The organism is Rhizobium sp. LC145 (assembly GCF_001005825.1).
Taxonomy (GTDB): domain Bacteria; phylum Pseudomonadota; class Alphaproteobacteria; order Rhizobiales; family Rhizobiaceae; genus Neorhizobium.
Genome location: NZ_LBHV01000008.1, coordinates 124,463 through 139,992, shown reverse-complemented (window position 1 = coordinate 139,992; position 15,530 = coordinate 124,463). Strand labels below are relative to the sequence as shown.

4 protein-coding genes are annotated in these 15,530 nt (G+C 61.1%); 1 reads left to right on the top strand and 3 read right to left on the bottom strand.

Going from position 1 to position 15,530, the window contains the following annotated elements; genetic code table 11:
- Positions 1–31: 31 nt before the first annotated feature.
- Positions 32–3,493: a pyruvate carboxylase gene (pyc, locus tag YH62_RS20765; RefSeq protein ID WP_046796189.1), complete on the bottom strand. Its 3,462-nt coding sequence runs from the start codon at positions 3,491–3,493 to the stop codon at positions 32–34.
- Positions 3,494–3,615: 122 nt separating this feature from the next.
- Positions 3,616–4,359 carry a LuxR family transcriptional regulator gene (locus YH62_RS20760; protein WP_046796188.1) on the bottom strand — a complete coding sequence of 248 codons (744 nt, stop codon included), beginning with the start codon at positions 4,357–4,359 and terminating at the stop codon, positions 3,616–3,618.
- Between the two features lie 416 nt (positions 4,360–4,775).
- On the opposite strand from YH62_RS20760, the gene YH62_RS20755 reads away from it, so the two are divergent.
- Positions 4,776–6,536: a glucan ABC transporter ATP-binding protein/ permease gene (locus YH62_RS20755; protein WP_046796187.1), complete on the top strand. Its 1,761-nt coding sequence runs from the start codon at positions 4,776–4,778 to the stop codon at positions 6,534–6,536.
- 90 nt (positions 6,537–6,626) lie between these two features.
- On the opposite strand, the gene YH62_RS20750 is transcribed toward YH62_RS20755, so the two are convergent.
- Complete coding sequence (locus YH62_RS20750) at positions 6,627–15,134, bottom strand: glucoamylase family protein (RefSeq protein WP_046796186.1); 8,508 nt, start codon at positions 15,132–15,134, stop codon at positions 6,627–6,629.
- Positions 15,135–15,530: the final 396 nt, after the last annotated feature.

Below are 15,530 nucleotides of genomic sequence, written 5' to 3'. Positions count from 1 at the left end.
GGCCGCCCGGAATATGGAGTGAAGGCGTCGTTCAGCCGCCGTAGACGACCAGCAAGTCCTTTGCGTCGATCTGGTCACCGGCCTTGACCAGCACCTCGGCGACAAGGCCGTCCTTTTCGGCATGAAGAGCTGTCTCCATCTTCATCGCCTCGATGGAGAGCAGCACGTCACCGGCCTTGACGGCTTGACCGGGCGCAACGAAGACGCGGGAGATGACGCCCGGCATCGGTGCGCCAAGATGGGCGGCATTGCCGCTTTCCGCCTTGCGGCGCACGGCTCCGCCGGAAGCACCATGCGCCCGGTCCGGCACCTTGATGCGACGCGGCTGGCCGTTGAGCTCGAAGAACACCGTCACCATGCCCTGCACATCAGTGGCGCTCATCGCCTGGTTGACGATGACGAGCGTCTTGCCTTTTTCGATATCGGCGAACAGCTCCTCGCCATCAGCAAGCCCGTAGAAATAGGCCTGTGTCGGAAGAACGGAGACCGGGCCATAGGTTTCCGCTGCCTGCGCGAAGTCTGTGAATACCTTCGGGTACATCAGGTAGGATGCGAACTCGAAGTCATCGATCTTGCGCCCGAGCTTCTCCTCGATCGTCTTCCTTTCCTGATCTAGATCGGCATCGGCAAGCAAGGAGCCGGGCACGGCCGTATAAGGCTCTTCGCCCTTGAGCGCCTTCTTCTGCAAGGCCGCTGGCCACCCGCCCGGTGGCTGGCCGAGATCGCCCTTGAGCATGGACACGACCGATTCCGGGAAGGCGATATCCTTATCCGGGTTCTCGACATCGGCAACAGTGAGATCCTGAGAAACCATCATCAGCGCCATGTCGCCGACCACCTTGGAAGACGGCGTCACCTTGACGATGTCGCCGAACATCTGGTTTGCGTCGGCATAAGCCTGCGCCACCTGATGCCAGCGGGTTTCGAGGCCGAGGGAGCGGGCCTGCTCCTTGAGATTGGTGAACTGCCCACCCGGCATTTCGTGCAGATAGACCTCCGAGGCGGGGCCCTTCAGATCGCTTTCGAAGGCGGCATACTGAGCGCGCACCGCCTCCCAGTAGAAGGAGATACGGCGGATCCATTCCGGGTCCAGGCCCGGATCACGCTCGGAACCGGCGAGTGCCTCGACGATCGAGCCGAGGCAAGGCTGCGACGTATTGCCGGAAAGGGCATCCATCGCCGAATCGACCACATCCACGCCGGCATCGACCGCGGCAAGCACGGTCGCCGCCGAGATGCCGGACGTATCATGGGTGTGGAAGTGGATCGGCAGGCTGGTCGCTTCTCGCAGCGCCTTGAACAGGACCCGCGCAGCCGCAGGCTTCAGCAGGCCGGCCATATCCTTGAGGGCGATGATATGCGCGCCCGCCTTTTCCAGTTCTTCGGCCAGTGCCACGTAATATTTGAGGTCGTATTTCGGCCGGGCGGAATTCAGGATGTCGCCGGTATAGCAGATCGCCGCCTCGCAAAGCCTGTTCTCTTCCTGGATCGCATCCATCGAGACACGCATGTTCTCGACCCAGTTCAAGCAATCGAAGACGCGGAAGAGATCGATCCCGCCTGCAGCCGCCTGACGGACGAAGTATTTGACGACATTGTCGGGATAGTTCTTGTAACCGACGCCGTTGGCGCCGCGCAGCAGCATCTGGAGGAGCAGGTTCGGCGCACCTTCGCGGATAAGCGCCAGCCGCTCCCACGGGTCTTCGGTCAGAAAGCGCATCGACACATCGAAGGTCGCCCCACCCCAGCATTCCAGCGAGAAGAGGTTGGGCAGCGCCCGGGCATACACCCCGGCGATGCGCGCGATGTCATAGGTGCGCATGCGCGTGGCGAGCAGCGATTGATGCCCGTCGCGCATGGTCGTATCGGTCATTAGAACACGCTTCTCGTCCCGCATCCATTCGGCGAACTTCTTCGGTCCGAGCGCGTCGAGCTTCTGTTTCGTGCCGTCGGGGATTGGTCCGTTGACATAGGGCAGCACCGGCTTGGCGGCCTGAGCCGATGGCTTCGGACGCCCCTTGGTTTCCGGGTGGCCGTTGACGGTCACGTCGGCGAGATAGGTGAGCAGCTTGGTTGCGCGATCCTGGCGCTTCACCTGCTCGAACAGCTCCGGCGTCGTGTCGATGAACCGCGTCGTATAGGAATTGTCGCGGAACTTCGGGTGACCGATGATCGCTTCGAGGAAGGTGAGGTTGGTGGCAACCCCGCGGATGCGGAATTCGCGCAGGGCCCGGTCCATGCGGCTGATCGCTTCTTCCGGCTTCGGAGCCCAGGCCGTCACCTTGACCAGCAGCGGGTCGTAGAAACGCGTGATGATCGCGCCGGAATAGGAGGTGCCGCCATCAAGCCGGATACCGAAACCCGAGGCCGAGCGATAAGCGGTGATGCGGCCGTAATCCGGAATGAAGTTGTGCTCCGGGTCCTCCGTGGTGATGCGGCACTGGAGCGCATGACCGTTGAGACGGATATTCTTCTGGGCCGGCACGCCGGATTCCGCCGTGCCGATTGCGAAGCCGTCGAGGATGTGGATCTGCGCCTTGACGATATCGATGCCGGTAACCACCTCGGTCACCGTGTGCTCCACCTGGATGCGCGGATTGACCTCGATGAAGTAGAACTTGCCGGTATCGGCATCCATCAGATATTCGACCGTGCCGGCACCGATGTAATTCGTCGCCTTGGCGATCTTCAGTGAATAGTTCGCCAGTTCCTGGCGCTGGGCGTCCGTAAGATAAGGCGCCGGCGCCCGCTCGACGACCTTCTGGTTACGCCGCTGGATAGAACAGTCGCGCTCGAAGAGATGCACGACATTGCCATGCGTATCGCCAAGGATTTGGCTTTCCACATGGCGGGCCCGTTCTACGAGCTTTTCCAGATAGACCTCGTCCTTGCCGAAGGCCGCCTTGGCCTCCCGCTTGGCTTCCGTCACCTCGCGGGCCAGATCGGCTTCAGAGCGGATGACGCGCATGCCGCGCCCGCCGCCGCCCCAGGAGGCCTTCAACATGACCGGATAGCCGATCTCGGCTGCCATCCTGGCGACGTCCGCCATGTCGTCGGGCAGCGGTTCGGTTGCCGGAACGACCGGCACGTCGACGGAGATCGCCAGATTACGCGCAGCGACCTTGTTGCCGAGCTGGCGCATGGTCTCCGGGGTTGGGCCGATGAAGATGATCCCGGCCTCGTTGCACGCCTCCACGAACTCGGGGCTTTCCGACAGGAGGCCGTAGCCGGGATGAATGGCGTCTGCCCCGGACAGCTTGGCAACTCGGATAATTTCCGGAATGGAGAGATAGCTTTCGATCGGCCCGAGATCGCGCTGGAGATGCGGGCCGCGGCCGATCTGATAGCTCTCGTCGGCCTTGAAGCGATGCAGCGAGAGCTTGTCTTCCTCCGCCCAGATTGCGACCGTTTTTATGCCGAGCTCATTGGCTGCGCGGAAAACCCGGATCGCGATTTCAGAACGGTTGGCGACAAGAATCTTCGAAATCGGCAAAGCGGTCCTCCTCAAAACCCCAGCAGAATGCTGCACTGCGAAGAAACCAATAGCGCCTTAACCGCTGGAGTTCAATTTCTCCTAAAACATCTTCTCAAATTAATGTGAACTCGCCCAGCCTCTCAAGCGACGAGACCATGTCGAAACGCGAAGGCAACCAGATGCTGCCTGTTTCGAGCATTGAGCTTGTCCTGAAGACCGTTGATGTACCAATCCACGGTATGATTGGAGATGCTCAGCGTCCGCGCGATGTCGTGAGAGGTCATCCCATCCGCCAAAAGACCGATCACCTCCATCTCCCGGCGGGTAAGAGGCGCGCCGAGAGCCGTTGCCTTTTCGAGCTTCTTCGCCTCACCGGCGAATTCCATCAGACGCCAGAAAACCTTTTTCGCCGCCGTTTCGAACAATGCCATTTCAGCTGGCGACAAATCGACGGAACGGCTGCTGCTGATCATCATGCTGCCGAGCAGGCCGCCGCGACCATGAACCGGAAATGTATAGCCGTCGTGGAGCCCGTGGCGACTGCTATCCTGCATCATGCGCTGCGCGCGCGGCCATAGCGGATCGTTTCTCAACATCGCGGAAGCCTCGCGCCATCGGAAGGATCTATGGGCAATACCCATTATTCGTATGGCTGGATCGATGAGGATATATTTTTTGGCTACATAATTTTCCCGCCAGCCCGCGGGCCAGTGCCCCGCCAGCATCATCTTCATCGGGTTCTCGTGAGATTTAGGCTGCGTCAGAACGCCATAATATTCAAATCCATAGGTCTTCAATAGAGATTCGAGCAACGTTACGAGATCGCTCTTTGTCTTAGTCTCGCTTACCAATACCAAAAGTTGGACGATAGATTGAATACTCAAGCTTGCCCCCGAAATTCTGCATTATGCCTTACGTCCTGTTCTCGCTCTGAGATAAAAATATCTTAATCGCGTAACCCATAGTTGATCGGTTTGGTTAGCAAATTACTGAAAACGGATAGCAAAATCTTGCATAGCGAGTCAAAAATCGTAACTGTCGAAACCTACCTTGAGCTGCAAGGGGTGAAACATTCTTGCAGAAGCCTATTATTTCCTGCATCCGTCGCGAAAATGTCGTTGCGGATCTCCTGGGTATTCATGTTCGCCGTTGAAATGGTGGAATAAATTCGCACGCAATCTTTTTTCGTATCTTTCAGGGTCGGTTCATTTCAACGGGAGTATGAGCACCTAACGCAGTATTGTCGCCGCATGTTCCTTCGACGAAAAGCGGCGTATGTCATGAAAGAGGGTTGCGCCAGTTGTCACTACTCCAGGTATATTCCCGAGCTCTGAAATATCTCGCAGCGAATCGCTTCCGGGTTTCGCTGGTCGTCATCGCCAACATCGTGCTCGCGGCAATCACCATCATAGAGCCGATTCTTTTCGGCCGAATCATCGATGCGATCTCCTCCGGAGGCAGCGTCACTTCCGTCCTCATGCTCTGGGCGGGCTTCGGCGTCTTCAACACGATCGCCTATGTTCTCGTCGCCCGCGAGGCGGACCGCCTCGCCCACGGCAGGCGCGCCACCCTGCTGACGGAAGCCTTCGGGCGCATCATCTCGATGCCGCTTGCCTGGCACCATCAGCGCGGCACCTCCAACGCCCTTCATACCCTGTTGAGGGCTGCCGAAACCCTGTTCGGGTTGTGGCTCGAATTCATGCGAACGCATCTGGCAACCGCCGTTGCCCTGCTTCTGCTGATCCCGACGGCAATCTCGATGGATTGGCGGCTCAGCATCGTTCTGATGGTTCTCAGCGTACTCTACTGGATCATCGGCAAGACCGTGATGAACCGCACCAAGGAAGGCCAAGCCTCCGTCGAGAGCCATTATCACAACGTCTTTTCGCATGTCAGCGATTCAATCAGCAACGTATCGGTGCTGCATAGCTACAACCGTATCGAAGCCGAAACGAAGGCGCTCAAGGATTACACCAAGGACCTGCTGGACGCCCAGTATCCGGTCCTCGACTGGTGGGCGCTCGCAAGCGCGCTGAACCGCACCGCCTCAACCGTCTCCATGGGCGTGATCCTGGTCATAGGCACCATCCTCGTGCAACGCGGCGAGATTCGCGTCGGCGACGTGGTGGCATTTATCGGTTTCGCCAATCTCTTGATCGGGCGCCTGGATCTCCTGCGCCAATTCGCGACCCAGATATTCGAGGCGCGCGCGAAGCTCGAGGATTTCTTCCGGCTGGAGGATTCCGTGCAGGAACGCGAGGAACCTGCCGGCGCTGGCGAGATGGGAGCCGTCCGCGGCGAGGTGGAGTTCCGCGACGTCTCCTTCGAGTTCAGCAATTCGACACAAGGCCTGCACGACATCTCCTTCATTGCCAAGGCCGGCGAGACGGTGGCCATCGTCGGTCCGACCGGCGCGGGAAAGACGACCCTCGTCAATCTCCTCCAGAGGGTCTACGATCCGCAGAAGGGAAAGATCTTCATCGACGGCGTCGATACCGGCACGGTCACGCGCAAGTCGTTGCGCTCTTCCATTGCGACCGTCTTCCAGGATGCCGGACTGCTCAACCGCTCGATCAGCGACAACATAAGGCTCGGACGGGAAGGGGCCACCGAGGAGGAGATCGCCGCCGCCGCTAAGGCTGCCGCCGCCACCGATTTTATCGAAAGCCGCCTCAGCGGCTACGAGACGCCCGTCGGGGAACGCGGCAACCGGCTGTCCGGCGGCGAGCGCCAGCGCATCGCGATCGCGCGCGCGATTCTCAAGAATGCGCCTATACTGGTGCTGGATGAAGCCACCAGCGCGCTCGACGTCGAGACTGAAGCGCGCGTGAAGGCCGCTATCGATCGGCTGCGCAGAAACCGCACCACCTTCATCATCGCTCATCGGCTCTCCACCGTCCGCGATGCCGACAAGGTGATCTTCCTCGACCAGGGCCGCATTCTCGAAATGGGCACCTTCGAAGAGCTCAGTCACAGTGGGGGCCGCTTCACCTCCCTTCTCAGGACGAGCGGCATCCTGACCGATGACGAGGCGAAGCGGGGCGAACCCGAGCCCGCCTGAGACTCACGTCACGTCCGACACGAAAGCAAAAGCCCGCCTCCGTTTATTTTCGGAGGCGGGCTTTTTCTCTTTTGGTCGACCTGATCCGCGTCAGCCGGAGACCGGCTGCACTTGCCGCTTTGTCTTTCCGGTTCCGAGGGCAAAGCCCTCATCTTCCTTTACCGCCTTGCCGTTGATGGTCACGACAAGATCACCCTTCTTTCTTTCGACGGCGATCTTATGGCTCTTGCCTTCGAGGACCAGTTCGGCGGAATAGCTATTCCAATCGGAAGGGAGAGCCGGCCGCACGAAGAGGCGGTCGCCCTGGCGGCGGATGCCGAGAATGCCTTCCACCGCTGCGCGATAGAGCCAGCCGGCGGAGCCCGTGTACCAGCTCCACCCGCCGCGCCCGGCATAATCGCCAGCCCCATAGACATCCGCGGCAACCACATACGGTTCCACCCGGTATTTCTCGGCGGCATCGCGATCGAGTGCATGGTTGACGGGGTTCAGTATCTGGAAGCACTTCCAGGCATCGTCACCCCGCTTGAGTGCGGCAAACGCCAGAACGACCCATATCGCCGCATGGGTATACTGCCCGCCGTTCTCGCGAACGCCTGGCGGATAGGCCTTGATGTAGCCGGGATCCTGAGCGCTCTCGGCAAAGGGTGGCGTGAAAAGCCGGATGATGCCGGTTTCCGCATCGACGAGCTTTTCCAGCACCGCGTTCATGGCCTGCTCTGCCCGCTGGGGATCGCCCTCGCCGGAAAGCACGCTCCAGGACTGAGCAAGCGAATCGATGCGGCATTCCTCACTCTGGCTGGAACCGAGCGGCGAACCGTCGTCGAAATAGCCGCGTCGATAGTAATCGCCGTCCCAGCCGGCCGTCTCCAACGCCAGTTTCAGAGACGTCAGATGGCTTTTCCATGCCTCCGCGCGGGTGGCGTCGCCACGTTCCTCGGCATAGCCGATGAAGTCGCGCAACGCACTCGCCAGAAACCAGCCCAGCCAGACGCTTGAGCCGCGTCCGCCGATGCCGACCCGGTTCATTCCGTCGTTCCAGTCGCCGCCGAGGATCAGCGGCAGGCCGTGTTCTCCGGTTCGCGCGATCGCCAGATCGAGGCCGCGGGCCGCATGCTCGTAGATGTTTTCCGCATCCGCGGACTGATCCGGCTTGAAGAAGGAATCGTGCTGGTTCTTCGCAAGCTGCGGTCCCTGAAGGAAGGGAAGCTGCTCGTCGAGAAGCGTACGGTCCCCCGTGGCGGCGACGTATTGATGGACCGCATAGGCGAGCCATACGACATCGTCGGAAATCATCGTCCGCACGCCGGCGCCGCTCTGCGGCAGCCACCAGTGCTGCACGTCACCTTCGGAGAATTGCCGCCCGGCGGCATTGACGATCTGCCGCCGCGCAAGTGACGGTTCGTGGACGAGGAATGCCAGCGTATCCTGCAGCTGGTCACGGAAGCCGTAGGCGCCGCTGGCCTGATAAAAAGCCGACCGCGCCATGATGCGGCAACCGAGTGCCTGATAGGGCAGCCAATGGTTGACCATATGGTTGAGCCCATCGTCCGGCGTCTCGATCTTCAGGCGACCCGTGAAGCCTTTCCAGAAATCCCTGTTGCCGGCGACAATCCGATCCGCGTCGTCGTAACGAAGCTGCGCCACCAATGCCTTGGCTTCCTCGCGGGTTTCCGCATCACCCAGGAAGATGTTGAGGAGCTTTTCCTCTCCCGGCCCGAGCTCGACATCGAAGGCGAGCGCCGCGCAAGGGTCCCCGTCGATCTCGAAGGTCCCGGCAAGCGGCACGGCGGCCGCGACCGCAGCCGGCCGGTCGATGCTGCCGAACCTTCCGACGAACTCGCGTCGGCTGGTCGTGACGCTCGAAGGCACTTCACTTGCCGAGAGGAAAGCGAAACGGCGAAAATCGACGCTGAACGGGTTGGTGGCGAAGAGCGCACCCGTTTCTTCATCCCGGCTCGTCAGGATGAACGGCAGCGAACGCTGGGGATTGTTGCCCAGCAGCCATTCCGCATAGGCATAAACCCTGAGATTGCGCGGCTTGGAACCGGTATTCTTGACCAGCATCGAGGAAAGCTTGACCGGCCTTTGCCGGTCGACTGTCTGGGTCAGTTCGACCGCCAGACCGTTGTCTTCGGTCGAGAAGCTCGAATAACCAAGCCCGTGGCGGGGTTCGAAGCGAGCCGACGGACGGCGAGACAACGACGCGAACGGCGTTACGATATCACCGCCCTCGCGATCGACGATGTAGAAGCCTTCACCCGGCCGGTTGATGACCGGATCGTTGGTCCAGGGCGTGAGCTGGTAATCTCGCGAGTTGCGGGACCAGGTAAAGCCGGCACCCTCCGCGGAGACGTGGAAGCCGAAGCTTTCGTTCGAGATCACGTTGATCCACGGCTGCGGCGTCGACTGGCCACCGGCAAGTCGGACCACATATTCGCTGCCATCTTCCGCGAACCCGCCGAAACCGTTCCAGAACTGAAGATCGCCAGCACCCTGCACCGCTTCGCCGGCGATGAAATCCTCGCCGGTGAGCAATGGACGCCGGTCTGGCTCCTGTACGCGCGGAGCGGCAAACAGGGTGATGGCGCGATTGAGCTGATCGACGATCTTGCCGTTCTTGGCATGAAGCACGACGCGAGAGGCCGCGAAGAGACCGTTCGCATCCTCTTCGGTCATCAGGTCGCGGCGCAGCGCGAAGACATGCTGGGCGCCTTCCTGCTGGCTCGTGCGGCGGGCATTATCCGAGACGCCCTCGATCGCGTGCTGCATGTCCTGGGCGTAGGAGGTCGCCCGCTCGTTGAAGACGACGAGATCCGCGGTGACTCCGCGCGAGCGCAGATATTCGTAAGCGCTTACCGCCTCGCGGGCGACCGGCATGTCCGTGTCGTCGTTGATGCGCAGCGTGAAAATCGGATAATCGCCGGAGACACTCTGAGGCCAGAGTGCAGACTGCGGCTGCATGCCGGATTCGATCGTCGCCTGGTCCGCCCGCAAATGCATGTCGGGATAGATGAGATAGCGGGCGAGATGCTGGAACGCGGCCGCCTGCTGCGAATTGATGCCGAGATGGCGCATCTGCACTTGCGTGCGGGTCCAGGACTGGACCAGCTCATGGGCAAAGGCATCCGGATGGCGGTAGCGCTCGATCGCCTGGTCCAGTTCCTCGCGCTTCGGCGCGGCTATCGTCCAGAAGATCACGCTGACCTTCTTGCCGGCCGGCACTCGAACGACGCGACGGAGCGACAGGACGGGATCGAGCGTGAAGCCGTCCGTGCCGGAAAGCGTCGCGCCGGCATCGAAGGCCGCCGCCTCGGCAAGCGTGCGACCGCGACCAAGGAATTTCCGGCGGTCGGTTTCGAACTCGGTCGGCCGGGCGGAGCCGGCATTGTCCGACGCAAGATGCGCGACGATCATATCCGGATCGCTGGGGTTGCGCTTGTTGCGCCATGCCCGGATCACGTCGCCGCGCTTGCCGATTTCGGTGCGGACGAACATGCGCGAGAACAGGGGATGCGCGCTGTCGTCGTTATCGCTGGCAAGCACCGGCTCCATATAGGAGGTGACTTCGATGAAGCGATCTTCCGCGCCCATATTGAACAGCGTGACCCGGCGCCCTTCCGCGTCGTGCTCGGTCGCCACGATACATTCGACGACACTCGTGAGGTCACCGACGGTCTTGTGGAATTCGGCCTTGTCATCGCCGAAGACGGTCTTTGCCTTCTCGCCCTCGGCGCGCCGCGGCTCTGTGGTGGTCGACCACCACTCGCCGCTTGCGGTATCGCGCAGGAAGATGAACTGGCCCCACCGGTCTTCCGTCGGGTCCGGTTTCCAGCGCGCGACCGAAAGTCCGTTCCAACGCGAATAGCCGGAACCCGCGGCAGTCAGCATGAGCGAATAGTGGCCGTTCGAAAGCAGCACCAGCTCCCGCTCGCTGAGCGCCGGATCGGCAACCGTGCGGATTTCCGAGCGAAGCAGCTCCGCCTGTCCCTTGCCGGGCGTCTCCTCGTGCTTGGCGCTCATCACCGGAATGTCGCGCGGCGCCTTTTCCTGCAGCAGCAGTTCGGCGGCCTCGATTACCGGATCGGAGTGGAAGAATTCGCGCAGGATGCCGTTGAGAACGACGTTGGCGACCGCCGCGATCGACATGCCGTGGTGATGCGCATAGTAGTTGTAGACCACCGCGCAACGCGCCCCGGTGGGCACGCGTGTCGGCGTGAAATCCACGGCGTCGTGGAAGCCATAGGCTCCGAGAGCGCCGAGCGAGCGCAATTCCTCTAGGTTTTCGAGTGCCGCCAGCGGATCGTACTGGCTGGCAAGGATCGAGGCATAGGGCGCGATCACCGCGTTCTGCCCGAGGCCACGCTTCAGGCCGAGCGTCGGCACGCCGAAGTTCGTGTATTGGTAGTTGAACAGATGGTCGCGTGCGTTGAAGGCCGCTTCGGAAATGCCCCAGGGCGTGCCGAGACGCCTGCCGTGGGCGATCTGTTCCTTGACCACCAGATTGTTGGTCTGGTTCAAGATGCCGCCCTGCCGCTCCTGCATGACGAGCGGCGGCATCAGGTATTCGAACATCGAGCCGGACCAAGAGACGAGCGCGCCCCGCGCGCCGACCGGAACGACCTGGCGACCGAGGCGGTACCAGTGCTCATTCGGAAGATCGCCCTTGGCGATGCCGAAAAGGCTCGTCAGGCGGCATTCGGAGGCGAGGAGGTCGTAGCAGGCCTCATCGAGTTCATTGGTCTCGACCCGATAGCCGATCGAAAGCAGCCTACGATCCTTCCGGAACAGGAAGGAGAAATCCATGGAAAAGGCAAGGTCGCGCGCACGGTCGCGCAGCGTGGCCAGACGCTCGCGCAACGGCTCGATGTTCGAGTGATCGAAGACGCTGTCGGCGATATGGGCTTCGCAGACATTGACCAGCGAGGAGGTCCAGCGCGTCACCTCGTCGCTCTGGGACGACTTCACCTCATGGTGCAGGTTGGTCGCAAGCTTCTGGATGTCGCGGGCCAGCACGGCCAGATTGATGATGCGGATGGAGGCAAACTCGTGCTCGCGTTTGACGGCAGCAAGGGCATTGCTGAACCCCGCAATACGCTCTTCCAGCCGGCGGCGCAGTGGCCGCACGGTCTTGCGGTCGTCCGGCAGGGCTTTGAGCGTTTCGGCAAGAATGCCGGCAACGTCGCCTATACCGTCGAGACTACCCTGAAGATGCGCCGAGGGCGCCTCGGCCCAGATGCGGCAAGCGGAGGAAACGGCGATCAGATGACCCGCCAGATTGCCGCTATCGACCGCCGAGACGTAGCGCGGTCCGAGCGTCTGCAGACTATCGGTATGGTACCAGTTGAAGAGGTGGCCACGATACTTCTCCATCCGCTCGACAGTCGCGATGGTCCGCTCCAGCCTCTCGATGGTATCGGTGAAGTTCACCCAGCCGAAATTGCGCGCCGAGATGACGGAAAGCAGGTAGACGCCGATATTCGTCGGAGAGGTGCGCTTGGCCAGAATCGGTTCCGGACGCTCCTGGAAGTTGTCGGGTGGCAGGAAGTTCTGTTCCTCGGTCACGAAGGCTTCGTAATAGCGCCAGGTGCGGCGCGCGATCTTGCGCAGCTCCACGGAGACCGGTTCGGGAACGAAGAGGCGGTCTTCGGTCTCGGCCGACTGGCTGACATACCAGGCAACCAGCGGTGATAGTATCCAGAGTATGGCGAATGGAATGCCCACCAGGAAAGCGTTGTCGCCGGGGATTGCCGACAGAATGATGCTGAGCACCGCGATCGCCGGCGCATGCCACATGGAGCGATAGTAGTCCTGCGGGCTGCCCTGGGCGCTCGACTGGATACTGGCAGCCGTGCGCCATTCCAGCATCAGCTTGCGGCTGACGAAGAGACGGTAAACGGACCGGGCGATTGCATCGGTCATGATGCAGGCGCTATCGGCAATGAAGACGATCCGCAGTGCAACTTGCGCATTTGCCGAACGAATGTCCGACCAGACGGAATAGAAATGCGCTCGCGGAATAATATCGGTCGAGCGGGGGAAGATGCCGGTCACGAGTGAAAGCGTCGGCGCGACGAAGAGCGAGAAGATCAGCAGTATCTGCCAGACCAGCGCCCCAAGCGGGTCCATGAAATACCAGCCCAGCACGGAAGCGAAGAACCAGGCGATCGGCGTGAGCGAGCGGCGCAGGTTATCGATCATCTTCCAGCGGCCGAGCGCGGTGACGCCGTGCTTGGTATCGAGGATATAGGGCAGGAGCTGCCAGTCGCCGCGAGCCCAGCGATGCTGGCGGGAGACTTCGACCTCATACCGTGTCGGGAAGTCCTCGACCAATTCCACATCGGTCACCAGGGCGCAGCGCGCGAAGGAACCTTCGAGAAGATCGTGGCTGAGCACCGAGTTCTCGTCGATGCGGCCCTTCAGCGAAGCCTCGAAGGCATCGACATGATAGAGCCCCTTGCCGGTGAAGCTGCCTTCTCCGGTCAAATCCTGATAGACGTCGGAGACGGTGAAGACGTAAGGATCGAGGCCCCGCCCGACGGAATAGACGCGCTGGAAGACCGAAGCATCCTTGCCGGTCGTCAGTGACGGCGTCACGCGCGGCTGGAGAATGCCGTAACCGTGGGTCACCCGGTTCGTCTTCGGATCGAGGACCGGACGATTGATCGGGTGGTGCAGCTTGCCGACGAGCTTCGTCACCGCGTCCCGCATCAGCCGCGTATCGGCATCGAGCGTCATCACGTATTGCACGTTCTCCGGCACCGTATTGGCGCCCGGCAGATAGCTGGTATCGCGGTCACCGCGCAGCAGCAGGTTCAACTCGTGCAGCTTGCCGCGCTTGCGCTCCCAACCCATCCACACGCCCTCGTTCGGGTTGAAGAGCCGGCGGCGGTGCAGGAGGTGGAAACGCGTCTTTCCGTCATGCGTGTAGCGCGCATTCAGCGTCGCGATCTCGCGCTTGGCATAGTCAAGAATCTCGAGGTCAGCGGCACTTTCCTCGACATTGCTGTCGCGCCAGTCGCTCAGGAGCGCAAAGGAAATTTCCCCGCGCGGGTTGGCGAGATAATGGACTTCCAGATTGCGGATCAGCTCGTCGACGCTGTCGCGGTTGGTAATTAGGCACGGCACAACGAGAAGCGTCTTCGCATCCTCGGGTATGCCTTCCTTGAACTCGTAACCCACCAGCCTCGTCGGCCGCACGAAATAGGTGACGAGCGTGTTGAAGAGGCCGGTTGCGCCCTCGGAGGCAGGCAGTGCGAACATCAACATGAAGAAGGAGATGACCGGCCAGGACATATCCGCCTGCACCATGAACCAGCCGACGATCGCCATGGCCAGCACGGTCAGCAGGATCACCGGCCCGGCAATCGCGAACCAGTTCAGGCGGCGAACGAACCGGAGGGTCTGCTGCAACATCGCCGGCGGATAGCCGATCCTCGCTTCCAGTTTCCGCCGATGGCGGCCAACGATGAAAGCGCCGATATTGGTCTCGCGGGGATCGGCGCTGCCGTTTGCGGCCGCCTCCTCCGCAAGCGCGACTGCCGCGAGCGCCACTTCGGTCTCGCTCTTACGCGAGCGCCGCGCGAGCTTTTCGATGCGATTGCGATAGGCATTGCGCGAGCCGAAATCGAGCGCCTCGTAATCGGTGTGCTCACGGAAGATCTTGTCGACCTTGGAGACTTCCTCGAACCAGACGCTCCATTCGGTATCGTCGATCTCGCGCAAGCTCTTGATGATGTTGCCCATCGTCACATTGCCGGACGAGAGGCGGTTCTGCTCGGCGAGCATCACCTCTTCGATATCCGTGCCGGCGCGCTCCAGGCGCTCTTCTATCCAGGCGACCGCGAAACCGGATGTCTGCGCGGCATTGCGCAAGCGATAGAAGAACTGTGCGATGAAGGTATTGTCGTTCGCAAACGCTTCGGCGCGCTTCAGAACATCGAGGCTTGCCGTCTCGTCGTTGAGACGGATGATCTCATCGGCGACTTCGTTGGCCTTGCCACGCATATTTCGTGAGCGCTCGACCCGGGTCGCGATACGCCGCAGGTTTTCGATCAGGACGAAGCGGATGAAGGAGGGCAGTGCCCACAGCTCACCGATTTCCAGCGATTCCTTGTCCTGAAAACCATCGACCATCGCTTCGAGCGCGTCGGTGGAGACGGTGCTGTGGGTGTGCGCGACATAAAGCCAGGCGAGCGCCAGCACGCGCGGTATTTCATTGCCGCCGACCGACATGCGCGGCAACTGTCCATAGAACCGCCGGGGGAAGTCCCGCCTTACTTCCTGGATGGCCTCCTCGACGATGTAGTGATTGTCGAGCAGCCATTCCGCTGCGGGAGTGATGGTCGCACCGGCATCCACATCGGCCGCCGTCGCGCGATAGACGCGAAGGATTTCCTTTTCATTCTCCCGATGCCGCTGGAAGAAGTCGAAAGGACCGAAACCCGGCAGGCTGCGCGCTCCGTCGCGGCTGAGCTCTACCCCGCACGCCCGCAGCTCCTCGGTGTTGAAATAAGTCGAGCGGATCGAATCGTTATGGTCGATCTGCTTGGCTTCGTTCTCGCGTTGGGAACCGGTCGGCGTGGTATGAAGGGACATGGATACGACTTTTCGGTGAGAACTGGTTAGCTGTCGGCCTTGCCTGGATCGGCTGCCCGGGAGATGCCGCTCATCACGTCATTGATGAGGGCCGACCGGATGCACATCCGCGGAGGAAAGAAATAGAGGGCGGCAACGATATTGCAAACGATTGAGCGCAACTGCTGCCTGCTTCTTTACGGATTCTCGCATCACTTGCATCTATCTCCGCGAGCCTGAATAAAGCCTGAACGAAACCAGCCGCTCGAGCGAGAGGATTCTTCGCACCTTCCGCACGCCATCTCGTTTTCCGACGGCGGACGCTATCCGCAGCAAGCGAATTATTACGGCCTATTTTAGCGGAAGTGACCTTACCGCCGCGAGTTCACGTTGCTATTCATGGCGCTCCTGACATGA